Genomic DNA, 21039 nt, shown 5'->3' on the forward strand with positions numbered 1-21039 from the left:
TTATTTTAAAATCTTAGAAACAACACCCGCACCAACTGTACGCCCACCTTCACGAATCGCAAAACGTAGACCTTCGTCCATCGCAATTGGGTTGATTAGGGTGATTGTCATTTGAATGTTATCACCTGGCATAACCATTTCAACACCTGAAGGTAATTCACACGCACCCGTTACATCCGTTGTACGGAAGTAGAACTGTGGACGGTAGCCATTGAAGAATGGAGTATGACGACCACCCTCTTCTTTTGACAATACGTAAACTTCGCCTTCAAACGTGGTATGCGGCTTGATTTTACCTACATGTGACAATACCTGACCACGCTCAACGTCTTCACGCTTGGTTCCACGCAACAATACACCTACGTTATCGCCTGCTTCACCCTGGTCAAGCAGTTTACGGAACATTTCAACACCGGTTACAGTGGTGCTTACCGTGTCGCGAATACCAACGATTTCAATCGTGTCACCCACTTTAACAATACCGGTTTCAATACGCCCAGTAACAACCGTACCACGACCTTGGATTGAGAATACGTCTTCTACTGGCATTAGGAACGGTTTATCTGTGTCACGCTGTGGCTCCGGAATATAGGTATCCAAAGCATCAATTAGACGCGCAATGGCTGGCTCACCAATTTCTGATTGGTCGCCTTCGATTGCTTTCAATGCTGAACCCATAATTACTGGCGTGTCATCACCTGGGAAGTCGTAGTCTGAAAGCAATTCACGCACTTCCATTTCTACCAATTCCATCAATTCTTCGTCATCAACCATGTCGGCTTTGTTTAGGAATACAACGATGTAAGGTACACCTACTTGACGTGATAACAAAATGTGCTCACGCGTTTGTGGCATAGGGCCATCAGCCGCTGAACATACTAGGATCGCACCATCCATCTGTGCCGCACCCGTGATCATGTTTTTTACATAGTCAGCATGCCCTGGGCAGTCAACGTGCGCATAGTGACGCGTATCCGACTCATACTCCACGTGTGAAGTTGAAATGGTGATCCCACGTGCTTTTTCTTCTGGTGCATTATCGATCTGGCTGTAATCTTTTACTTCGCCACCGAATTTTCTACCTTGAACAATGGTTAGGGCCGCTGTCAATGTAGTTTTTCCATGGTCAACGTGACCAATTGTGCCTACGTTTACATGGGGCTTGTTACGTTCAAACTTAGCTTTTGCCATGATGAAACCCTTTTGACATATTACAAGGACTGGCTCTAACCAGCCGGTTAAAAATAATGGAGCTCTCAACCAGAATCGAACTGGTGACCTCTTCCTTACCATGGAAGCGCTCTACCGACTGAGCTATGAGAGCATTTAGACAATGGAGCGGGTGATGAGAATCGAACTCACGTCATCGGCTTGGAAGGCCGAGGTAATAACCACTATACGACACCCGCGAATTTGGTGGAGGGTGGTGGATTCGAACCACCGAAGGCTGTGCCAGCAGATTTACAGTCTGCCCCCTTTGGCCGCTCGGGAAACCCTCCAAATGTGGGGCGTATTCTACCTGTTAATTTATTCCTGTCAACTCAGTTTTTAGAATTTATTGAAAAAAAACTTAAATCAACGTAACCTGTTTTAAATTTTATAACTTAAAAGCAACTATGACACTCTCTGATTTCGATCGCCAGCACATTTGGCACCCCTACAATAAAATACCCTCTGCACAGCCACAACTAAGCGTCTCCCATGCAGAAGGAAGCCTAATTTACCTTGATAAGGGTGACGTTCTCATAGATGCCATGTCATCTTGGTGGTCCGCGATTCATGGCTACAACCACCCTACAATTAATCAAGCCGCCAAGCAACAGATTGACCAACTTTCCCATATTATGTTTGGTGGCTTTACCCATCAACCCGCCATTGACCTTGCCAAACTACTGGTTGAAATTACACCAAGCGGTTTAGATAAGATCTTTTTTGCAGACTCCGGCTCTATTGCCGTTGAAGTCGCATTAAAAGTCAGCTTGCAGTATTGGAAAAGTGCCAACCAGCCTGGGAAATCGAAATTCTTAGCACTTAAGCAAGCTTACCACGGAGATACCTTTGGCGCGATGTCGGTTTGCGATCCTGATGAGGGTATGCATAGCCTGTTTAATAGTAACATGATGCAAAATATTTTCGCCCCAGCGCCACAACCAGGCCTGGTTGTTCATCACCAACAGGATTTAGATGAACTTGAGGCTTTATTCAAAGCACATCATCACGAATTAGCGGCGTTTATTGTTGAACCCTTGGTTCAGGGTGCGGGCGGCATGCATTTTTATCGCCCTGAATATCTCACTAAAGCGCGCGAGCTTTGTGATCGTTATCAGGTTCTGCTGATTGCTGATGAAATCGCTACCGGTTTTGGGCGCACCGGAAAACTGTTTGCCTGCGAATGGGCGAATATTTCCCCAGACATTATGTGCTTGGGCAAAGGCTTGACCGGTGGTTACATGACGCTCGCCGCGATGTTATGTACTGAAGAAATTAGCCGCACGATTTCATCGGCCAACCCTGGCCTATTAATGCACGGCCCTACCTTTATGGGCAATCCACTCGCCTGCCGTATTGCACACACCAGCACAAAACTACTTTTAGACAGTCCTTGGCAAGCCAATATAGCGCACATTAATCAGGTTTTGACAGCCCAATTTATCCCACTTATGCAGCTCAAAGGCATTAAGGATGTGCGTGTTTTTGGCGCAATTGGTGTCATTGAGTTGGAACAAGAGGGCTTAGGTAGCCTTATTCAGCAGGCGGCGATGGAGCTAGGTATCTGGCTTCGGCCGTTCGGACGAATTATCTACACCATGCCCGCTTACACGATCGAATCCGTTCAGTTAGACCGCTTAGCCCAAGTCATGGCGCAAGCGGTGAAAACGGTGGTGAATCAAAACCAGCAAAAACAGAATAAAAATAATAAGACCGAACTAGTCAATCAATTCGTTTAGATATTGTGGCAAAGCAAAGCAGGCCTGGTGGAGTGCGGGCGTGTAGTAGCGGGTTTTAATTGCGGCTGTCTGATAACGTGCAACTACCTGAGCTAAAGCCTGCTGACTCAAGTCCTGCTGCTGTGTAGCCCAAGCAAAACTCATCACGCCACCGACATAGGTAGGCACAGCCGCGCAATAGAATCCGCGTTGTTGAAACAAGGGTTTCAGACGTAAAGCCGTATTCTTAACTTCGTCCTGCTGCAAGAAGCTCACGCCATTCTGCGCAACAAATACGCCATCAGGATTTAAACAGGATGCAATGCCTTGATAAAACCTTGAGGTAAACAATACCTCACCAGGTCCGACCGGATCGGTGGAATCAGAAATCACCACATCAAAGGTTTGCTTGGTTTGATTGACAAACTCAACACCATCAGCAATGACCAAATTTAAGCGAGGATCATCAAACGCACCCTGAGAATGGTTGGGTAGATAGGTTTTGCACATTTCAACCACTTGCGCATCGATTTCCACCATTGTGACGGTTTCAACAGAAGCGTGTTTCAAAACCTCACGCAGAATACCGCCATCACCCCCGCCAATAATCAACACGGATTTAGGGTTAGGATGGGAAAACATGGGAACATGAGTTAACATCTCATGATAGATAAACTCATCGCCTTCGGTGGTTTGAATCACGCCATCGAGCGCCATTACTGTACCCCACTGGGCATTGCGAAAAATAACGAGATGCTGGTGCTCGGTTTTGCTTTCAAACAACACCTCGTCCATCACAAACGACTGCCCCCAGCTTGGGTGTAGGGTTTCTAAATAGCTTAACTCACTCACCTACAACCTCACCACGTAAAAGGGTTTCAACATTCACACTCGTTGGTGTAAACGCGCGTTTTAATACCTCAATGGCTTTTTCAGGTTGGGCATCACCACACATAAACACATCAAATGCCGCAAAATCGCGTTCAGGCCAAGAATGGACACTGATATGGGATTCCGCCAATACCGCGACACCGGAAATACCGCCATTCGGGGTAAAGTGGTGTAAATGGATGTGTAATAAGGTTGCGCCCGCCGCCTCAACGGCTTCGCGTAATGTGCTCTCCATTAAATCGAGTTCATCCAGACGCTTCGCGCCCCATAGATCGATAATCAGGTGTGTACCTGCATATTCTTTACCGTCACGGACAATAAAGTGATCTTGAGTGAGGTCATCCACCGCCTGATCATGCGTTGGCCAACTTGACTCAATCACTGTGGTTTTTTCGATTATTTCAAAATGTTCGTTTCCAGTTTTTAGAATATTTTCAGGCATTTGCGGCCCACCTTCCTGTTTATATAGATTTAAAAAAAGACGTGATTATCACCATTCTCTTACGAATTGCAAGCGATTTAGCCCGGATTAACTCAACTCAACGATCTCAAAGTCATGGGTAACCTCGGCAGATTGCTCGAGCATTTTAGACACAGAGCAGTATTTTTCTGACGATAAATTAACAGCGCGCGCCACTTTTGCTTCGCTTAATTCCCTACCCTTCACAACATAATGCACATGAATTTTAGTATAGACCTTCGGAATGGTTTCAGCACGCTCGGCACTGACTTCAATGTGACAATCAACCACCGCTTGATTACTTTTTTGCAGCATCATAATTACATCAACCGCTGTACAACCACCCAAACCTAACAACACCATTTCCATCGGGCGCGGTCCAAGATTTTGTCCGCCAATATCAGGCGGCCCATCCATCACTACCGCATGCCCTGATGACGTTTGCCCAACCAGACACAGGTTATCTAACCATTTTACTGTTGCGATTTTATCCATACTTATCAGACTCCTAAACCAACCAGGCCTGGTTGTCATTTGACTTACCAGGCCTGGTTGCTATTTCATTTATTTAAATAAATTTTGCAAGGCTTCACCGGGCTCAGTGGCACGCATGAATGCCTCGCCCACCAAAAAGCTATTGACTTGATGCTGACGCATTAATGTCACATCTTGCGCCGACAAAATGCCACTCTCCGTCACCACTATGCGATCAGTCGGAATCTGCTCAAGTAAATCCAAAGTGGTTTGCAAGCTGACTTCAAAGGTATGTAAATTGCGATTATTAATCCCAATCAATGGTAAAGGAATTCTAAGCGCACGGCTTAACTCTTCGCCATCATGCACCTCAATCAACACATCCATGCCTAACGACTGAGCGAGCTCAGCGAGCTGCGCCATTAAGGCATCATCGAGTGACGCGGCGATCAATAAAATACAATCCGCCCCCATCGCCCGTGCCTGATAAACCTGATAGGGGTCAATAATGAAATCCTTACGAATCACCGGTAAGTCGGTCGCGGCTCTAGCTTGCTTAAGATACTCGATCGAGCCTTGGAAATAATCCACATCGGTTAACACCGACAAACAAGCGGCGCCATGGTGCTCATAGGATTGAGCAATCGCGAGAGGATCAAACGGATCACGCAGTACGCCTTTGCTGGGTGAGGCTTTTTTAATTTCCGCAATCACCGCCGACTGACCGGCCGCTAGCTTGGCTTGCATCGCTTTGACAAAACCACGTGGCGCATCGGCCCGCGCGGCTTGCGCTATAATTTCATCAAGCGACACCTGCTTAATCGCCTCGGCAATTTCTTCGCGCTTGCGTTGATTAATTTTATTGAGAATAGTGGGCGTCTTCATTAAATGGCCTGCGTAAACTGAATAAATTCATCGAATTTTTTAGATGCCAGCCCCTTCGCCACTGTTTGACGCGCAAGCATCACCCCGGCCGCATAATTATCAACCAGGCCTGCTACATAGAGCGCAGCACCGGCATTCAAACAGATAATATCACGCGCGGCGCCATCACTATTATGCAGCGCAGCACGAATAAGGTTTAAGCTTTCCATCGATGAGTTGACTACCAAGTCTTGCAAACTTGGGTGATCTAAATCATAGTCCTGTGGATTGAGCGTCCATTGAGTGATTGCGCCGTCTTTTAGCTCGGCGACATGGGTTAGACAGGAAACCGAAATCTCATCCAAACCATCTTCAGCGTTTACCACCATCACATGCTTGGAGCCGAGTTTTTGCAGCACCTGCGCAAAGGGCAGCAACAAGGCTTTATCATAGACACCAAGCACTTGATAAGGTGCGTTAGCAGGATTGGTTAAGGGGCCCAGTAGATTAAAAATTGTTCTGACACCGAGTTCTTTGCGCGCACTAATCACATGTTTCATGGCGCCATGATGCGCCGGCGCAAACATAAAACCAACACCAACCTGCTCAACACAAGCCGCCACCTGATTAGCAGTCAAATTTAGATTCACCCCCGCTGTTTCCAATAAATCGGCACTGCCAGATTTACTCGACACAGACCGGTTGCCATGCTTCGCCACCTTTGCACCGGCAGCAGCAGCGACAAATGCGGTTGCGGTAGAAACATTAAAAATATTCGCACCATCACCGCCAGTACCACAGGTATCAACCAGATGATCCACCCCTTCGAGTTCGACTTTCGTTGAAAGCTGTCGCATGACTTGGGCGGCGGCGCTGATTTCTTCAATCGTCTCGCCCTTCATGCGCAAGGCAATCAGTAAGGCGCCAATTTGTGCATCCGTTGCTTGACCAGACATCAGCTGAGTCATCACTGACTGCATGTCGGTTTCGGATAAATCTTGGCGGGCTAAAAGCTGGTTTAAGGCCTGGGATAATTCCATCTGAGTCTCGCTTTGGTTAATCAGTTAAATCTGAGCTCTACTTAAACAGCAAACTGCTCAAGAAAGTTCTGTAACATCTTATGACCCTGTTCGGTCAGAATCGATTCGGGGTGAAATTGCACGCCCTCAATCGGTAAGGTTTTATGACGCACCCCCATAATCTCATCGATTTCACCCGCAGCCGTTTGTGTCCAAGCGGTCACTTCTAGACAGTCAGGCAGGCTTGACTGTTCAATCACCAACGAATGATAACGCGTGGTTTCGACCGGATTAGGCAGGTTGGCAAACACCCCCAAATTATGGTGAAAAACCGGCGAGGTCTTACCGTGCATTACTTGCTTGGCGCGAATAATATGGCCACCAAATGCCTGCCCAATCGACTGATGGCCTAAACACACGCCAAGAATTGGCAGTTTACCGGCAAAATGATGAATGGCTTCAATCGAAATACCGGCTTCATTTGGCGTACAAGGTCCAGGGGAAATCACCAGATAATCAGGTTTTAACTCCACAATCTGCTCCAGCGTTATCTGGTCATTGCGATAAACCACCACTTCTTGACCTAGTTCACCAAAATACTGCACCAAGTTATAGGTAAATGAATCATAGTTATCAATCATTAATAACATTACACAGGTTCCTTAATTCGACGGCGGATGATCGGCACGCATGCCTTGACTGACAAACTGTGCCGCGCGGAAAATCGCACGCCCCTTATTCATGGTTTCGTCCCACTCGCTTTGTGCCACTGAGTCAGCGACAATCCCTGCTCCAGCCTGCACAAATAGCTTGCCGTTTTTAATCACGGCAGTGCGTATCGCAATCGCCGTGTCCATATTGCCATGCCAGCCAATATAACCGACCGCGCCCGCATAGGCGCCACGCTTAACCGGCTCTAATTCATCAATAATTTCCATCGCACGAATTTTTGGCGCACCTGAAACGGTACCGGCTGGAAAGGTGGCGCGCAAGACTTCTAGCGGGGTAAGGCCCGGTTGCAACTGGCCATCAACATTCGACACAATATGCATCACATGCGAATAACGCTCAACGATCATTTTTTCAGTCAGCTTCACCGACCCCACCTGCGCGATACGACCCACATCATTACGTCCTAGGTCAATCAGCATCAAATGTTCGGCCAACTCTTTTGGATCGGCCAACAAATCTTGCTCTAACGCTAAATCCTTATCAGCATCCGCTCCACGACGACGCGTACCGGCAATCGGCCGCACCGTCACCAAACCATCTTCTAAACGAACCAAAATCTCTGGCGAGGAACCAACAATTTGCACTTCATCCAAGTCCAGATAAAACATATAGGGTGAAGGATTGAGATAACGAAGCGCACGGTACAAATCCAGGGACGGCTGATTAAAGTCCAGTGACATTTGTTGTGACAAAACCACCTGCATCGCATCGCCCGCCAGAATATAGTCCTTGATTTGATCAACCGCCTGCTTAAAGGCCGCTTCACCAAAGCTTGATTCAAAATCCGCTTCACTCGGAATCACAGCGGCCACTTGGCTGGCTGATTTTTCAAGCGGTTGGTTGAGCTGGTCTAATAAGTCACTGATACGTTGCTGGGCTTTTTGATAAGATTGACTGTCCGATAAATCCGTTTGAATAATGATATGCACCTGACCGCTGAGGTTATCAAATACCACCAGTTCTTTTGATACCATCAACAGAATATCCGGCGCACCAATATCATCACGCGAGGGCACAGATTCACTTAAGCGCGGCTCGACATAGCGAACGGTATCATAGCCAAAATAGCCGACTAACCCACCACAAAATTTTGGCAGGCTTTGATCTTCCAGTACTTTAAACCGTGCTTGATAAGCTTCAATCCACGCCAATGGATCACTGGCGACTTGATGCTCCACCAGTGCGCCCTGTTTATAGAGTTTGACATGCTGACCTTCAACGCGTAATTGGGTATCGCAAGGTAAGCCAATAATCGAATAGCGCCCCCACTTATCGCCCCCTTGCACCGATTCAAACAAATAGGAATAGGGTTGATTCGCCAACTTGCAATAGACCGACAAGGGCGTTTCAAAGTCCGCCAACAGGGTGCGCATCACGGGCGCATGGCTATAACCCTGTTGAGCTAACTGATCAAAATGGGATTGATTCATGGTTTGTTTCGCTTCAATTTAAATCGCTTCTAAATAGTTCGCTAATTCTGTCATCGAGTCCATGACAACATCTGGCTGATAATCACGAATATCTTCACCGTGGTTATAGCCATAGGTCATGCAGAAAATATGAAAACCAGCGGCACGCGCGGCTTTGACATCACTTTTCGAATCGCCAATCATTAGCGCATTGTCCGGTGACACCTTCATCAACTCGGCGGCATGAAGCAGCGGCATCGGATGCGGTTTTTTTTCCGCACAGGTATCGCCACTGACAACAAATTCAAAATAGTCATGCAAGCCCTTGTCTTTGAGCAAAGGCAAAGTGAAGGCTTCGGCTTTATTGGTCACGCAGCTCAAACGATAGCCTTGCGCCAACATCCACTCCAACCCCTCAACCACACCGTCATAAACACGACTGCGTTGCGAGTAGTTGTCGGTATAAAGCGCAAGAAAAATAGGATAGGCCCTGGCAAATAAGTCCTCATCCGGTTCGCCATCCACCGCATTGATCAATGCACGACGCACCAAACGCTCGACCCCATTGCCCACCCAATTACGCACAGCGGCTTCACCACGCAAGGGCATAGCCAGCTGCGCCATCATTTGATCTACGCAATAAGCCAAATCCGGCACACTATCAATCAGTGTACCGTCCAAATCAATCAGCACCAGGCCTGGTTTAATCTTGCTTGTTATCGTCATTAAATTACTCTATTTACGCTTTCGCTAATTCTTCACGCATTTGCTTGATAATCGTGTCATAACGATTCGCATCTGATGCATTAGCTTTACCAAAAATGCCTGAGCCTGAAACAAAGGTATCACAGCCTGCAGCGGCCACTTCCGCGATGTTTTCCGCTTTTACGCCACCGTCAATTTCTAAGCGAATATCACGTCCGCTCGCATCAATCAATGCACGCGCGGCACGTAACTTATCCAAAGCGTGAGGAATAAACGCCTGACCACCAAAACCTGGGTTCACTGACATAATCAAAATCATGTCAATTTTATCCATTACATGCTCAAGGTAGCTCAACGAGGTCGCTGGGTTAAATACCAGGCCAGCCTTACAACCCGCACCTTTAATCAACTGCAAACTGCGGTCAATATGCTCTGAAGCTTCAGGGTGGAAGGTAATATAGTCAGCACCCGCATTCGCGAAGTCGCCGATCACGCGATCAACTGGCTTAACCATTAAATGCACATCAATCGGCGCCGTTAAGGCTTCACGTACCATATAGTTTTTCAACGATTCACACACCAACGGGCCAATCGTTAAGTTTGGAACATAATGGTTGTCCATTACATCGAAGTGAACCACGTCTGCGCCTGCGTTTAACACGTCTTTAACGTCTTTACCCAATTGCGCAAAATCCGCTGATAAAATTGAAGGAGCGATCCAGTTTTGTTGCTTTGCCATGATATTTTTCCTCTGTTTAATTAAAATCAATTTTTCCATTTTACCAGCATCCGAATAAATTTCACCTAAAGCTTCGATAAAAACAATATAATGCGGCGAAAACCATTATTTAATGAAGAGGTCAACCATGAGTGTCCACCACACACCTGTTACACGCACCATTCGCCGCACGATTGGTATTTTTGAAATAATCGGCCTAGTGATTATTGCCATCGCCACCGTTTATGCCGGCTATACCGAAGTGATGCATATGGTTAGCAACGCGACGGTTACGCTCGGCGATTTACTGCTACTGTTTCTTTATCTTGAAGTATTAGCGATGGTCGCCATCTACCTCGACTCCGGTAAGCTACCCATACGTTTACCGCTTTATATTGCAATTATTGCAATGGCACGTTATATGATTTTGGAAATGAAAGAACTCACTGAGTGGGAAATGCTCGCGGTTGGTGTATCGATTATTCTGATTTCGCTGGCTATTCTGGCACTACGCTATGGCTCGCTGCGCTTCCCATCCGAAGACCGTCTGGGTCCGCGCTGGAAAGCACCCGAGGTATTCACACAAAGTAAATCAAACACATCTAAAAACTCAGAAAGACAAGGTGATGACCTATGAACGCACTGCACCAATCCAACTTAACCAGCCTTAAACTGATTAACCGTGGCAAGGTTCGTGATATTTACGAGCTTGACGACCAACACCTGCTGATTGTCACTACCGACCGTATCTCCGCGTTTGATGTGATTTTGCCCAACCCGATTCCGGGCAAAGGACGCATCTTGAGTGAAACGGCGCTGTTTTGGTTTAATAAAACCGAAAATATTATCCCGAACCACATCGCCAAAAACATTTCTTTGTCCGACTATCTGAGCGCCGATGAATTAGCGCAATTAGAAGGACGCGGCATGGTGGTGCGTAAACTTAAACCGCTACCGGTTGAAGCGATTGTGCGCGGTTATTTGGTTGGCTCGGGTTGGAAAGAATACCAACAAAGCCAAAGCGTTTGCGGCATCAAACTCCAACCAGGCCTGGTTAACGCCCAACAACTTCCTGAGCCCATTTTTACCCCTTCAAGCAAAGCCGACGTTGGCGATCATGACATTAATATCAGTTTTGATGAAATGGTTAAACTACTTGGTCAGAACAAAGCGGAAAAGGTACGCGACTACAGCTTGGCGCTTTATAAGCAAGCGGCTGAATTTGCGCTTGAGCGTGGGATTATTATCGCTGACACCAAATTTGAATTTGGCGAAGATGAACAGGGCACGATTTACCTCATTGATGAAGCGCTAACGCCCGATAGTTCACGTTTCTGGCCAGCGGCTAGCTATGTCGCGGGCAGCAACCCACCGAGTTTTGACAAACAGTACATTCGTGACTATTTAGAAACGCTCGACTGGAACAAAACCGCACCTGGCCCCGAACTACCGCAAGATGTGATTAACAAAACCCTAGAGAAATACACCGAAGCCAAAGCGCGCCTAACCGAAAACTAAGCAACGCAAAGGTGAGAGGCATGGTAAAAGGCTTTTTTGTTACAGGCACCGATACCGAAATTGGCAAAACCCAAGTCAGCTGTGCGCTGATACTGGGTTTTCGCCAACAGGGTTTCGAAGTCATCCCACGCAAACCAATTGCCTCCGGCTGCATTTGGCAAGCTGGGCAACGGGTGTCCGAAGACGCCTTACAACTGCAACAAGCCGCCGCATCCAATGAGCCACTTGCCCAAATCTGCCGTTATCAATTTGAACCGGCTATTTCACCCGCAAGGGCGATTAGGCAGTCCAACCAAGTCAATCAATCCAACCAAGCTATTTGTCTGCAAGATTTAATCAACGCCTGCCAGGTTTCACAACCAGGCCTGGTTGTCGTTGAGGGCGCGGGCGGTTTTTTATCGCCGATTGCACCCGACGGACTGAATGCGGATTTAGCAGGCCAACTGGGCTACCCAATCATACTGGTCGTTGGCAATCGCTTAGGTTGCATTAACCATGCCCTGCTGACCATTGAAGCCATTAGCCAACGACAACTCACACTGCATGCCGTCATCGTCAACGACCTTAGCCCTGATGCCGACCCAGACAACCTTGACGACCTAAAAGCACTGCTCAAAACACATGCCCAAACACATAACCAAACACATGAAGAAAAACTAGGCACAACGCCCGTATTCCATTATCCTTACCAAAGTAACGTCCCGAATCCGCTTCTGATCAAACTATAGATAAACAAAGGAGATACCCATGAAACTAGAAACCATCGCACTCCATGGCGGCTACCAGCCAGAAGACACCACCAAGTCGGTTGCCGTACCGATTTACCAAACCACCTCGTTCGCGTTTGATGACGCCCAGCATGCCGCCGATTTATTTGACCTTAAAGTGGCAGGCAATATCTATTCACGGATTATGAACCCCACCAATGCGGTTTTAGAAAGTCGCATTGCCGCGATGGAAAGCGGTATAGCCGCGTTAGCGGTCGCATCAGGCATGTCGGCGATCACCTATACCATTCAAACCCTGGCCGAAGCCGGCGACAATATCGTAAGCACGGGCGAACTCTATGGCGGCAGCTACAACCTGTTCGCCCACACCCTGCCTCGCCAAGGGCTAGACGTGCGCTTTTTCAACAAGGATGCCAGCGATGCCGATATCGCCAAGCTGATTGATAGCAAAACTAAAATGCTCTACTGCGAAACCGTTGGCAATCCCTCTGGCGGTATCGCAGACATTGAACGGCTAGCGAACTTAGCGCACCAGCACGGCATTCCGCTGGTCGTCGATAACACCGTGCCCTCCCCGATTTTGTGGCGTCCGATTGAACAGGGAGCCGACATCGTGGTTCATGCCGCCACCAAATACATTGGCGGCCACGGCACCACCATTGGCGGTGTGATTGTCGATTCGGGCAAATTCCCTTGGGCAGAGCATGCAGACCGCTTTCCGCTATTGAATACGCCAGATATTTCTTATCATGGCGTCACCTACACCCAAGACTTTGGCGCCGCCGCCTTTATCGCCCGCGCGCGTGTCGTGCCCCTGCGTAATATGGGCGCTGCCTTGTCACCGATGAATGCGTTTCAACTGCTACAAGGTTTAGAAACCCTCGCGTTGCGGATGGAACGCGTGTGTGAGAACACCCAAAAAGTGGCCGAGTTTCTAGTAGCTCACCCATTGGTGTCTTGGGTTAACTATGCGGGACTCGCGAGCCACAAAGACCATGCCTTAACGCAGAAATACATGAACGGCAAAGCCTCGGGGATTTTGAGCTTTGGTTTAAAATCAGGTCGTGAAGGTACGCGTAAATTCTATGACGCGTTGGCGATGATTATTCGCTTGGTAAATATTGGCGATGCCAAATCCTGCGCCAGCATCCCCGCCGAAACCACCCATCGCCAGCTGAATGACGCCGAGCTCAAAGCCGCTGGCGTCTCACCCGACATGGTGCGTTTATCGATTGGCATTGAACATATTGATGATATTTTAGCGGATATCGAACAGGCGCTTAACGCCTCTGTTTAATTGATCTACAACTAGCCCTGCGGCTTGTCTAATCCTTATCGGTTGGGCAGGTCGCGCAACCTAGCGAACGCTTTTGAGTGAGATTTAAATACAACATCACCGCCGCCATTGTCAGCAATACTGTGGCTAAAATCAACGGCCAAAGCCCAGGAATCATCTCCCAGCCCACCGCCAAAGTGATTTCACTATGCGCATCCAGCCGCTCGACCAACTCCCAATTCGCCAAATGCCCATCCAAATAAAACAGCAACAACCCCACCGCAACCAACAACACCACAAAACACATATTCGTTCCTTGTTTTAAAATTGGTTAAAATTGATAATGATAACGACAGGCTATGATCGTTACCTGTTGATCATCAACCGCATACACCAATCGATTCGACTCATCAATTCGCCTTGACCAAAAGCCCGATAAGCTTTCTTTCAGGGGCTCAGGCTTGCCAATTCCTTCGAACGATGTCCTTAAGGTGTCCTGTATCAGCTTATTAATGCGCTTCAGCGTTTTTCTATCTTGCGTTTGCCAATACTCATAATCAGCCCAAGCCCGCTGAGTCCAACGCAATAACTCAATGCGCATCGACCAAGGCATTAGCGATCACATCGCCCTGACGATACTGCTCAATTGACGCCTGCAAATGCGCGGCATTAGCGGGTGACTTCAACAAGTGCACCGTCTCCATCAAACTATCGAAATAGTCTTGTGACATCACCACCGCATTCTGCGCATCACGGCGCGTAATCAATGTGTAATCCGCATCATTGACCACCGAATCCAAAACCGCCTTTAATCCATTACGCGCCTCGGTATAACTCACAACCTGCATAAGATCGCCCTCCCCTATTCACTTTTAATAGAGCATAACACATGAACAATAAACTGTACATATAACACAACAACTGAATCACTCACCAGAAAAACTCAACAACCAGGCCTGGTTGGGCGCAATGCAAGATTCACTCCAACACCTAACCCGAATATTTAGCCTTGTTCGACATACTCCTAGGAGCCTGTCGGACTAAACCGGTCGAAGCGAAAAAAAGTCTGGTTTGAGTCAGTTTTTGTTCAATTCCGAGGAGAATAGCTAGCTATTTGACGAGGAAGTGGACAAAAAATGGCCAAATCCAGCTTTTTTGCAGCCGATTGGCTTTAGTCCGACAGGCTCCTAGCGCTTTAAATCTCTATAAAAGTTTTCGTGTACGCCCAACAACAATAACGTTCTTGAGCACTCATCCCACTCATAGGCCAGCAAAAACTGCTGCCCTAAACACTCAAACTTATAAACAAACACACCTGATAAATCGCCCTTCTTTTCAACACCTAACTCAGGCGAATCAACTAGTGTCTGAATGGCACGATTAACAGAACCAAGTTGATTTTTATGCAACTTCTTATAAACTCGCTTAAACGCAGGCTTTTGAAATAACTTAACCACAATCCGATGCCTTACTCACTTAAACGAAACTCAAACGGTTCAGCGTCTTGATGCTTGGCTACCAACAGCGCTTGTATTGCTTCAACAGACATTTCGGGATTATCCATCGCCGTTCTGCCGATTCTTGCCCAATACTCAACTTGATTAGGTATTGAACGCAACTCCGCTCTAGCTTGCGACCTAGCTTCAAAATAAAAATCATCACTTATTCTGATACTTACACTCATAACTTTCTCCACAAAGAAACAGATTGCCTACAATTGTAGTTGCTATTTAACCTAAAACCAATAGACTTCGCTCGGATTTTTAGCAGAACAAACTCAACAACCAGGCCTGGTTGGGCTCTGGATGTTCCAAATCAAAGGGGATGATGCTTAAACGCAGGTTGTCCGCAAACTCAAATGGCACAAGGGGTTCATCAAACCTTTGCCATTTTGGATAGATCAGCGCCAACTTGCCCTGTCCCCCAAGCAACTTATGACCATAAGCAAACAGCTGATACATGTCCGCTTGGGCAATACCTGCCTTGCCATCGGGCTGCGACGGGTCGAGCAGTTTCCATTTCGTATCCAATACCGCCACTAATTTATCTTTGTGATAAATCACCAGGTCTGGTCGAAGTTGAAATATCGGCTTGGCATTTTGCCTAGCCAGATAATGTTGGGTTGATTGGGTTTGTAATCGATAACCCGCTGGCAAACTTGGCTGAATTTGGCTGGCCACATAGGCTTCAAATAGCCTATCCATCGGCAATAAAAACGAAATACCGGCATGTTGGCTCGCAGTCGCAAACGGACTGTACTGGCTCAAAATCAACCTTAACCAAGGCAAGAGCGTTTGATAATAGGCCATATCACGCCCGTTTGACCAGGCCTGAAAATCCAATGCAATGTGGCGCGAAACCGGAACACCATCAAACGCAAACCGCAACTCACGCGCTAGCTTTTGATTGGGCAAATACTGGCTCCATCGGCTCAGCAAAACCAACGCCGCATGAATCAAACGATTTTCGGCACGATTGTCGCTAAACACATCATATTCGATACAAAACTGCGTTTGTTTAGCTGGAGATTGGCGCAATTGACGCGCCGTTTGTAACTGACCCTTTAAAAACCGCTCCTGCGCCTCAATCCGCTGGTAGTCCTTGCGTATGCCTTGGCGCACCACCTGCGCCAAATCCTGCAAAAACCGACTGATTAACACCTCCGGCAAAGGCTGTTTTATTTTATCCAACAGCGCATCGGTCGCTTCTAAAAACGGCAACACCTTCGCCGCCTTGAGCATTCGCAACAACAACGTTCGGCTGGCAAGCAAATCCGCCTCGTCAAAACGCGTTTGGCATTTTGGCAGTATCTCAATCTGCGTACCGTCAGGGGTCATCACCACCCCGACAAAACCCTGAACCTTCAGTACCGAGGGACTAACAAACTGCAGATATCGGTGCGCTTTATCAGACGATTGTGCAATCTGCGCCAAAAAAGACCAGGCCTGGTGGTTGACTTCGATTTCATCAAAGTGCGTTTGCGCATTATCTTGTGCGCGAACCACCCGCCCCCATTCACGTAAAACTAGATGATTTAGCAATCACGCCGCCTGCTTTTGATGGACTAATTCATACAAACGAGATGGTGAAAGCTCCAAACCATGAGGCCAACAAAGCGCCCCCGCATCAATAAAACAACGACTCGCAAAGGAGTCATCTTTAAGCTTCTCAAGCAAATCACCCGTTCTTGATTTGATATAGTCCGACAAATTAAACACGCCATCCGTCCCATCAGAAAAAGCTAAATAAATCAGTCCAGTTGCTTGATAATCACAGGTTAAAATTTTAATCATAATCCGCTCCTCGAATTCTTTCCAACGTCTGCAGGTTTTGAGCTTTGCACCAGTTAGCCATCAATTCCTGTTGATGCTCTAAACACCACTCCTTTACAATATTAGCTACTTTTCTGGGAAGCCTACCTTCCTTTACTTCGCCAGTTTTGATTTCCACTAAGCCCTCAAAGCCTTGATACTCAACATGAATATGAGGCGGCGGGTGATCATCGTGCCACATTCTAACGACTATACCAAAAAACACAGACAATATTGGCATGATGCCCTCCTAGGTTTAATAAATCGCTTTAAAATGCACGGCAGTCAAGTCGTCAATATTTTTACGCTGAAACTTTTCAACATCGTTTGGTGCATCGCTGTCAGTAAATAAATTTGCATAGCTTTGGCGCTGATAAAAATCATCCGCACTCGCACCCAATACCCAACGGATTTTTTGCCAGTCATCGTAAAAATACTCTTCCAGCAGAGGCAATATTTTGTTTTTGAAGGCGTGGCGTAAATCATTCAAATCCTTAAGATTCATTAAAAACGCATGGCCAAGCGTGTGTTCGCGGTCATACAAGGCTTCAATGCGTTGGTTCATCACTTCCAACATTTTGCGGACATCAACACCTTCTATATCATCGGTAACCAGGCCTGGTTGCGGCATCATTTCAATAAAATCAAACCGGCGGCGTAATGCCGTATCCATCAGCGCCAATGATCTATCGGCCGTATTCATCGTGCCAATAATATACAAATTATTCGGCACCGAAAACGGCTCTTTTGAATAGGGCAAGGTCACCTCAATCGCCTCCTCATTCCCCGCCCGCTTACTGGTCTCAATCAAGGTAATCAGCTCACCAAATATCCGCGAAATATTGCCACGATTGATTTCGTCGATGATTAAGACGTGGGGGTTAAGCTGAACACTAGCTGTTTCATCATCCTGCTCAAGAGGTATATTAAAGTTGCGAAACTCATTTACCAATCCAAGATGATATGTATCTTGCTGACTCGTATACTTATACTTATTAATAAAGATTTGTTGATGAATATCGCTAGCACTTTTGAATTGATAATCCGATTGAAGCACTCGTTTTAAATCTTCAACTTTTAATTGCACCTCTCCATTGCTAGAGGGAGTGTCAGGTGATTCAATTATAATTCGCTCTTCATCACTGCTAACAATCCTAAACTGATTGCCTTTTTTCTTTTTAAAAAGCGTATTTTCTTCAATTGCTTGAGCAATAAAAGCGTCAAATCGTTTTTCGAAGTTTAAGGATTTTGACACCTCGTACTTTGATTTCTTACTGTCTTCTAAATTCTTTAATGCCGTCTTAGCAATACGTTTAAACACGCCACTTTCGACCTGATAACTGATTCTACCATCATTAGTTTTCGCTTGAATCCCTTCCACAAAATCCTCATAACTAAAACTTTGGTGAAAGGTCACAAATTCAACTTGTCCTGGATAGGCTTGTTTAAGCGCCTGAATACAACCAGGCCTGGTTGTATTTTCCGTGCTTTCATGCTTATTCAAAATCTGCCATGCCACATCCACCGTATTAAATGTTTTCCCCGTGCCTGGTGGGCCGTAAAGAATAGTGTTTAAACTCATCATGTCAGTGTTTGCTAGTTTAGTTTGCATATTACTTTCTTCGCAATGCCGATCATAAAATCGACTATAAATATTTTGGTATGGTTGAAGAAGGCCCTTAAAAATATCTATCCAACCAACCAAGTCTGCATCCATATTTTCAATAGGCGTTACACCCGAATTATTGCCATAAATAGAAACCTTGTACTGACTACCATTAAAAGCCAAACCCACTTCTTGTACAATCGCCTCATAAATACTTTCAGAACATGCTTTTTCCATATCAGTTAGACTGGAGTCATTCAGCCCAATTCCCGCACGCAATCCATGCTCACTTAAATTCAGATAAATAAGTAACGTACCTTTTGTCTGAAAAGGCAGGTAAAACCTATTCCAAAAGTAACGTGAAAAATAACCGCTATTTTGCCACAACCCCTTCTTAACGCTTGCAACATGAATAGTTTCTGTTTCTAGCCCTTTTAGAATGTCTTCAAATAATTGATTAAACGATGCCCAGATTTTTTTATATTCAGCATGCACTGATGGATGGTCATTAATCTTCAATCCACCATAGTCTGAAAACAATGATAAATCAATTTTCTCCATATCTTGCTCCTTAAAAGCTTTCAACCAGGCCTGGTTGCGAATTTAGTATTTCAAGCGGGTTTCTCAACCACTAACCTCACCATTCGTCCGTTCTTTAACTCTGTTTGTTCTACGATTTTGAAACCGCAGGTTTGGAGCATATAGATAATATCTTCGGCATGATAGCGGTTGTGTTCGAGGAAGTGTTCAAAGGCGTCTTCGAGTTTTTCGCGGCTTAGGTTGGCGTTCGTGAGTTCGGCGTTGGGGTATTTGTGGGTCAGGTAGTTTTGCAGGGGCTGGCGCACCAAGTCAATCACACACAATCGCCCACCAGGTTTCAGCCAGCGATAGGCGGCTTGAAACATTAACACCGGCTGAATCAATTCATGCACCAGCATATTACACATGATTGCGGCGATACTTTCCGCCTCGACCAACTCAGTCGGTTCATTCAAGTCATCGGCCAGCACCTCTGCATTATCTGGCAAATCAACCAACGCATCGAGCATATAGGGCGCGGCTTCGATACCGACAATCGTTGAATCGGGATACCGTTGTGCCAAGGCTTGCACAAACAGCCCCGTACCCGCGCCCAAATCCATTAAACCATCGCCCGCTTTCATCACCGGCTCTATTTGTTGCGCCCAGAACTGCCAGAACGCTTCATTATGACGTTCAGCGTAGGTTTGGCTAATCATCTTGCGTGCATGCTCGCCGTCACCGCCATGGTGGCGCAAAATCTGTTGTTGGGTTTTTTGCATATCTTCCTCACATTTTAAATTCAGCTCTTATAATAGCCGACTTTATTCTTTAGACAAAAGGTTAAGCGATGAGTAATTTACCGAATTGTCCACAATGCGACTCTGAATACACCTATGAAATGGGCGAAATCTTGGCCTGCCCGGAGTGTGCGCATGAATGGTCAGAACAAGATTCTAACAGGAATGATGAAAAGGTCTTTAAGGATGCCAATGGCACCATTTTGCAAGACGGCGATACCGTGACGGTCATCAAGGATTTAAAAGTAAAAGGCTCGTCGTTGGTAGTGAAAGTCGGCACCAAGGTGAAGAATATCCGCTTGAAAGATGGCGACCACGATATAGATTGCAAGATTGATGGCATTGGTCAGATGAGTTTAAAAACCCAGTTTGTAAAGAAGGTTTAGTCGTTGAAGGCTAGGAGCCTGTGGGACTAAAGCCAAAACGGGTGCTCACTGAAAGTCTACCAGCCGTTATGCCGATCACATTTGTTGTTTAAACGTGTGATTAGGGGCGAATGTAGTGGTAGCCTTTTGCCTGTAAGTAGGCCAATTCGGCTACACCGGCTGGAACGATATCGGTTTCTTTCACATCTTTTAGCGTGCGCCAATCGACGTTTCGAGCGCGTAGCGTGTTATTACAGACTTTGACTTCAACACCTTGAGCACGCAAGCTTTCGAGGGCTTTGACGGTTTCAGGTTTTGTTGTTTCTAATGCTGACATCCCACCCGCGAACACCACTATTTTTAAATCAATATTTTCAGCACCCACCGCACGCACGTGGTTGTTGATATTACGAAGAATCTGGATCTGAAAATCCGGATTACTGTCGTTAAGCTGGTACACCACATTTTGTTTGCCATAAGGCTCATGCGTGATGTTTGGCTGCACATATTGCGCACTAACAGCAAAAGCCATCAGCCACAAACCCATTATTGTTGCTATTTTTTTTCATGCGTCCTCCTATTATGTGATAAACAACGCATAAATATCATACTCCGGAGGTTGGTTGTTTTCGCGCTGAATAAAATGATATGTTGATAAGTTTTTCTGATTGATCCAGTTTCACAGAAATACATCATGCCCAATCCACATAATTTAGA

The 21039-nt window shown here is 46.4% G+C and carries 27 protein-coding genes and 3 tRNA genes; 6 read left to right on the forward strand and 24 right to left on the reverse strand.

The window, feature by feature from the left end; translation table 11 throughout:
• From tuf to NA59_RS04415, 4 genes are all read right to left on the reverse strand, one after another.
• Entirely contained in the window at positions 1 to 1191 is a 1191-nt protein-coding gene (gene tuf, locus NA59_RS04400) for an elongation factor Tu (RefSeq protein WP_044408878.1), read from the reverse strand.
• A 57-nt stretch (positions 1192 to 1248) separates the two neighbouring features.
• Positions 1249 to 1324, reverse strand: a tRNA-Thr gene (locus NA59_RS04405).
• 10 nt (positions 1325 to 1334) lie between these two features.
• Positions 1335 to 1409: transfer RNA gene (locus tag NA59_RS04410), tRNA-Gly, on the reverse strand.
• A 5-nt stretch (positions 1410 to 1414) separates the two neighbouring features.
• Positions 1415 to 1499: transfer RNA gene (locus NA59_RS04415), tRNA-Tyr, on the reverse strand.
• A 117-nt stretch (positions 1500 to 1616) separates the two neighbouring features.
• Between NA59_RS04415 and bioA the strand changes: the two genes are divergently transcribed.
• A complete protein-coding gene (gene bioA, locus NA59_RS04420) occupies positions 1617 to 2948 on the forward strand; it encodes an adenosylmethionine--8-amino-7-oxononanoate transaminase (RefSeq protein ID WP_044408607.1) in 1332 nt (443 codons plus the stop codon).
• On the opposite strand, the gene speE is transcribed toward bioA, so the two are convergent.
• From speE to rpe, 9 genes are all read right to left on the reverse strand, one after another.
• Entirely contained in the window at positions 2928 to 3779 is an 852-nt protein-coding gene (gene speE / locus NA59_RS04425) for a polyamine aminopropyltransferase (protein WP_044408609.1), read from the reverse strand. The genes bioA and speE overlap by 21 nt on opposite strands.
• Positions 3772 to 4260: an adenosylmethionine decarboxylase gene (speD, locus tag NA59_RS04430; RefSeq protein WP_044408612.1), complete on the reverse strand. Its 489-nt coding sequence runs from the start codon at positions 4258 to 4260 to the stop codon at positions 3772 to 3774. The genes speE and speD overlap by 8 nt, the downstream gene beginning before the upstream one ends.
• An 87-nt stretch (positions 4261 to 4347) precedes the next feature.
• Positions 4348 to 4773 carry an OsmC family protein gene (locus tag NA59_RS04435; protein ID WP_044408615.1) on the reverse strand — a complete coding sequence of 142 codons (426 nt, stop codon included), beginning with the start codon at positions 4771 to 4773 and terminating at the stop codon, positions 4348 to 4350.
• A 69-nt stretch (positions 4774 to 4842) separates the two neighbouring features.
• Positions 4843 to 5637, reverse strand: a complete 795-nt coding sequence (trpC, locus tag NA59_RS04440; protein WP_044408618.1) for an indole-3-glycerol phosphate synthase TrpC — start codon at positions 5635 to 5637, stop codon at positions 4843 to 4845.
• Complete coding sequence (trpD, locus tag NA59_RS04445) at positions 5637 to 6656, reverse strand: anthranilate phosphoribosyltransferase (RefSeq protein ID WP_044408622.1); 1020 nt, start codon at positions 6654 to 6656, stop codon at positions 5637 to 5639. The genes trpC and trpD overlap by 1 nt, the downstream gene beginning before the upstream one ends.
• Before the next feature lie 41 nt (positions 6657 to 6697).
• Positions 6698 to 7285 (reverse strand): aminodeoxychorismate/anthranilate synthase component II, encoded by a 588-nt coding sequence (locus NA59_RS04450; RefSeq protein ID WP_044408625.1) that lies wholly within the window; start codon positions 7283 to 7285, stop codon positions 6698 to 6700.
• Positions 7286 to 7297: 12 nt separating this feature from the next.
• On the reverse strand, positions 7298 to 8797 hold the full coding sequence (gene trpE, locus NA59_RS04455; protein ID WP_044408628.1) for an anthranilate synthase component I: 1500 nt from the start codon (positions 8795 to 8797) through the stop codon (positions 7298 to 7300).
• Between the two features lie 18 nt (positions 8798 to 8815).
• On the reverse strand, positions 8816 to 9502 hold the full coding sequence (locus NA59_RS04460) for a phosphoglycolate phosphatase (RefSeq protein WP_044408631.1): 687 nt from the start codon (positions 9500 to 9502) through the stop codon (positions 8816 to 8818).
• A gap of 13 nt (positions 9503 to 9515) precedes the next feature.
• Positions 9516 to 10220, reverse strand: coding sequence for a ribulose-phosphate 3-epimerase (gene rpe, locus NA59_RS04465; protein ID WP_044408880.1), 705 nt, complete (start codon positions 10218 to 10220; stop codon positions 9516 to 9518).
• Positions 10221 to 10347: 127 nt separating this feature from the next.
• Between rpe and NA59_RS04470 the strand changes: the two genes are divergently transcribed.
• Genes NA59_RS04470 through NA59_RS04485 form a run of 4 tightly spaced genes read left to right on the forward strand, consistent with a single transcriptional unit; the run spans position 10348 to position 13742 of the window.
• Positions 10348 to 10836, forward strand: a complete 489-nt coding sequence (locus NA59_RS04470) for a phosphate-starvation-inducible protein PsiE (RefSeq protein WP_083944942.1) — start codon at positions 10348 to 10350, stop codon at positions 10834 to 10836.
• Entirely contained in the window at positions 10833 to 11717 is an 885-nt protein-coding gene (locus NA59_RS04475; RefSeq protein ID WP_044408634.1) for a phosphoribosylaminoimidazolesuccinocarboxamide synthase, read from the forward strand. The genes NA59_RS04470 and NA59_RS04475 overlap by 4 nt, the downstream gene beginning before the upstream one ends.
• Before the next feature lie 20 nt (positions 11718 to 11737).
• Positions 11738 to 12445 carry a dethiobiotin synthase gene (bioD, locus tag NA59_RS04480; protein WP_083944943.1) on the forward strand — a complete coding sequence of 236 codons (708 nt, stop codon included), beginning with the start codon at positions 11738 to 11740 and terminating at the stop codon, positions 12443 to 12445.
• Positions 12446 to 12464: 19 nt separating this feature from the next.
• Positions 12465 to 13742 carry an O-acetylhomoserine aminocarboxypropyltransferase/cysteine synthase family protein gene (locus NA59_RS04485; RefSeq protein WP_044408637.1) on the forward strand — a complete coding sequence of 426 codons (1278 nt, stop codon included), beginning with the start codon at positions 12465 to 12467 and terminating at the stop codon, positions 13740 to 13742.
• 28 nt (positions 13743 to 13770) lie between these two features.
• Here NA59_RS04485 and NA59_RS04490 read toward each other — a convergent pair whose 3' ends face one another.
• The 10 genes from NA59_RS04490 to NA59_RS04535 form a co-directional block, all read right to left on the reverse strand.
• Positions 13771 to 14028 carry a hypothetical protein gene (locus tag NA59_RS04490; RefSeq protein WP_044408640.1) on the reverse strand — a complete coding sequence of 86 codons (258 nt, stop codon included), beginning with the start codon at positions 14026 to 14028 and terminating at the stop codon, positions 13771 to 13773.
• Positions 14029 to 14052: 24 nt separating this feature from the next.
• Positions 14053 to 14322, reverse strand: a complete 270-nt coding sequence (locus NA59_RS04495) for a Txe/YoeB family addiction module toxin (RefSeq protein ID WP_044408643.1) — start codon at positions 14320 to 14322, stop codon at positions 14053 to 14055.
• A complete protein-coding gene (locus NA59_RS04500; RefSeq protein ID WP_044408646.1) occupies positions 14312 to 14569 on the reverse strand; it encodes a type II toxin-antitoxin system Phd/YefM family antitoxin in 258 nt (85 codons plus the stop codon). Before NA59_RS04500 ends, NA59_RS04495 begins: the two co-directional genes overlap by 11 nt.
• A gap of 339 nt (positions 14570 to 14908) precedes the next feature.
• Positions 14909 to 15178, reverse strand: coding sequence for a type II toxin-antitoxin system RelE/ParE family toxin (locus NA59_RS04505; RefSeq protein ID WP_044408649.1), 270 nt, complete (start codon positions 15176 to 15178; stop codon positions 14909 to 14911).
• 11 nt (positions 15179 to 15189) lie between these two features.
• Positions 15190 to 15405 carry a TA system antitoxin ParD family protein gene (locus NA59_RS04510; RefSeq protein WP_044408651.1) on the reverse strand — a complete coding sequence of 72 codons (216 nt, stop codon included), beginning with the start codon at positions 15403 to 15405 and terminating at the stop codon, positions 15190 to 15192.
• Positions 15406 to 15484: 79 nt separating this feature from the next.
• Positions 15485 to 16762 (reverse strand): McrC family protein, encoded by a 1278-nt coding sequence (locus NA59_RS04515; RefSeq protein ID WP_044408654.1) that lies wholly within the window; start codon positions 16760 to 16762, stop codon positions 15485 to 15487.
• Positions 16763 to 17014, reverse strand: coding sequence for a DUF2442 domain-containing protein (locus NA59_RS04520; RefSeq protein ID WP_044408656.1), 252 nt, complete (start codon positions 17012 to 17014; stop codon positions 16763 to 16765).
• Entirely contained in the window at positions 17007 to 17273 is a 267-nt protein-coding gene (locus tag NA59_RS04525; RefSeq protein ID WP_044408659.1) for a DUF4160 domain-containing protein, read from the reverse strand. The genes NA59_RS04520 and NA59_RS04525 overlap by 8 nt, the downstream gene beginning before the upstream one ends.
• A gap of 15 nt (positions 17274 to 17288) precedes the next feature.
• Entirely contained in the window at positions 17289 to 19199 is a 1911-nt protein-coding gene (locus tag NA59_RS04530; protein WP_232504029.1) for an McrB family protein, read from the reverse strand.
• 50 nt (positions 19200 to 19249) lie between these two features.
• Positions 19250 to 19939, reverse strand: coding sequence for a class I SAM-dependent methyltransferase (locus NA59_RS04535; RefSeq protein WP_044408662.1), 690 nt, complete (start codon positions 19937 to 19939; stop codon positions 19250 to 19252).
• Positions 19940 to 20007: 68 nt separating this feature from the next.
• On the opposite strand from NA59_RS04535, the gene NA59_RS04540 reads away from it, so the two are divergent.
• Entirely contained in the window at positions 20008 to 20343 is a 336-nt protein-coding gene (locus NA59_RS04540) for a zinc ribbon domain-containing protein YjdM (RefSeq protein WP_044408665.1), read from the forward strand.
• 100 nt (positions 20344 to 20443) lie between these two features.
• On the opposite strand, the gene NA59_RS04545 is transcribed toward NA59_RS04540, so the two are convergent.
• The gene (locus tag NA59_RS04545; protein WP_044408892.1) at positions 20444 to 20854 is read right to left on the reverse strand and encodes a DsrE family protein; all 411 of its coding nucleotides are present in this window, start codon (positions 20852 to 20854) and stop codon (positions 20444 to 20446) included.
• Positions 20855 to 21039: the final 185 nt, after the last annotated feature.

Source organism: Thiomicrospira microaerophila, from assembly GCF_000934765.1.
Classification (GTDB): domain Bacteria; phylum Pseudomonadota; class Gammaproteobacteria; order Thiomicrospirales; family Thiomicrospiraceae; genus Thiomicrospira; species Thiomicrospira microaerophila.

Bases quoted from the DNA above. Each gene is read 5' to 3' on its own strand.
- tuf (WP_044408878.1), bottom strand. From the start codon at position 1,191: ATGGCAAAAGCTAAGTTTGAACGTAACAAGCCCCATGTAAACGTAGGC.
- bioA (WP_044408607.1), top strand. From the start codon at position 1,617: ATGACACTCTCTGATTTCGATCGCCAGCACATTTGGCACCCCTACAAT.
- speD (WP_044408612.1), bottom strand. From the start codon at position 4,260: ATGCCTGAAAATATTCTAAAAACTGGAAACGAACATTTTGAAATAATC.
- NA59_RS04435 (WP_044408615.1), bottom strand. From the start codon at position 4,773: ATGGATAAAATCGCAACAGTAAAATGGTTAGATAACCTGTGTCTGGTT.
- trpC (WP_044408618.1), bottom strand. From the start codon at position 5,637: ATGAAGACGCCCACTATTCTCAATAAAATTAATCAACGCAAGCGCGAA.
- trpD (WP_044408622.1), bottom strand. From the start codon at position 6,656: ATGGAATTATCCCAGGCCTTAAACCAGCTTTTAGCCCGCCAAGATTTA.
- NA59_RS04450 (WP_044408625.1), bottom strand. From the start codon at position 7,285: ATGTTATTAATGATTGATAACTATGATTCATTTACCTATAACTTGGTG.
- trpE (WP_044408628.1), bottom strand. From the start codon at position 8,797: ATGAATCAATCCCATTTTGATCAGTTAGCTCAACAGGGTTATAGCCAT.
- NA59_RS04460 (WP_044408631.1), bottom strand. From the start codon at position 9,502: ATGACGATAACAAGCAAGATTAAACCAGGCCTGGTGCTGATTGATTTG.
- rpe (WP_044408880.1), bottom strand. From the start codon at position 10,220: ATGGCAAAGCAACAAAACTGGATCGCTCCTTCAATTTTATCAGCGGAT.
- NA59_RS04470 (WP_083944942.1), top strand. From the start codon at position 10,348: ATGAGTGTCCACCACACACCTGTTACACGCACCATTCGCCGCACGATT.
- NA59_RS04475 (WP_044408634.1), top strand. From the start codon at position 10,833: ATGAACGCACTGCACCAATCCAACTTAACCAGCCTTAAACTGATTAAC.
- bioD (WP_083944943.1), top strand. From the start codon at position 11,738: ATGGTAAAAGGCTTTTTTGTTACAGGCACCGATACCGAAATTGGCAAA.
- NA59_RS04485 (WP_044408637.1), top strand. From the start codon at position 12,465: ATGAAACTAGAAACCATCGCACTCCATGGCGGCTACCAGCCAGAAGAC.
- NA59_RS04490 (WP_044408640.1), bottom strand. From the start codon at position 14,028: ATGTGTTTTGTGGTGTTGTTGGTTGCGGTGGGGTTGTTGCTGTTTTAT.
- NA59_RS04495 (WP_044408643.1), bottom strand. From the start codon at position 14,322: ATGCGCATTGAGTTATTGCGTTGGACTCAGCGGGCTTGGGCTGATTAT.
- NA59_RS04500 (WP_044408646.1), bottom strand. From the start codon at position 14,569: ATGCAGGTTGTGAGTTATACCGAGGCGCGTAATGGATTAAAGGCGGTT.
- NA59_RS04510 (WP_044408651.1), bottom strand. From the start codon at position 15,405: ATGAGTGTAAGTATCAGAATAAGTGATGATTTTTATTTTGAAGCTAGG.
- NA59_RS04520 (WP_044408656.1), bottom strand. From the start codon at position 17,014: ATGATTAAAATTTTAACCTGTGATTATCAAGCAACTGGACTGATTTAT.
- NA59_RS04525 (WP_044408659.1), bottom strand. From the start codon at position 17,273: ATGCCAATATTGTCTGTGTTTTTTGGTATAGTCGTTAGAATGTGGCAC.
- NA59_RS04530 (WP_232504029.1), bottom strand. From the start codon at position 19,199: ATGGAGAAAATTGATTTATCATTGTTTTCAGACTATGGTGGATTGAAG.
- NA59_RS04535 (WP_044408662.1), bottom strand. From the start codon at position 19,939: ATGCAAAAAACCCAACAACAGATTTTGCGCCACCATGGCGGTGACGGC.
- NA59_RS04540 (WP_044408665.1), top strand. From the start codon at position 20,008: ATGAGTAATTTACCGAATTGTCCACAATGCGACTCTGAATACACCTAT.
- NA59_RS04545 (WP_044408892.1), bottom strand. From the start codon at position 20,854: ATGGCTTTTGCTGTTAGTGCGCAATATGTGCAGCCAAACATCACGCAT.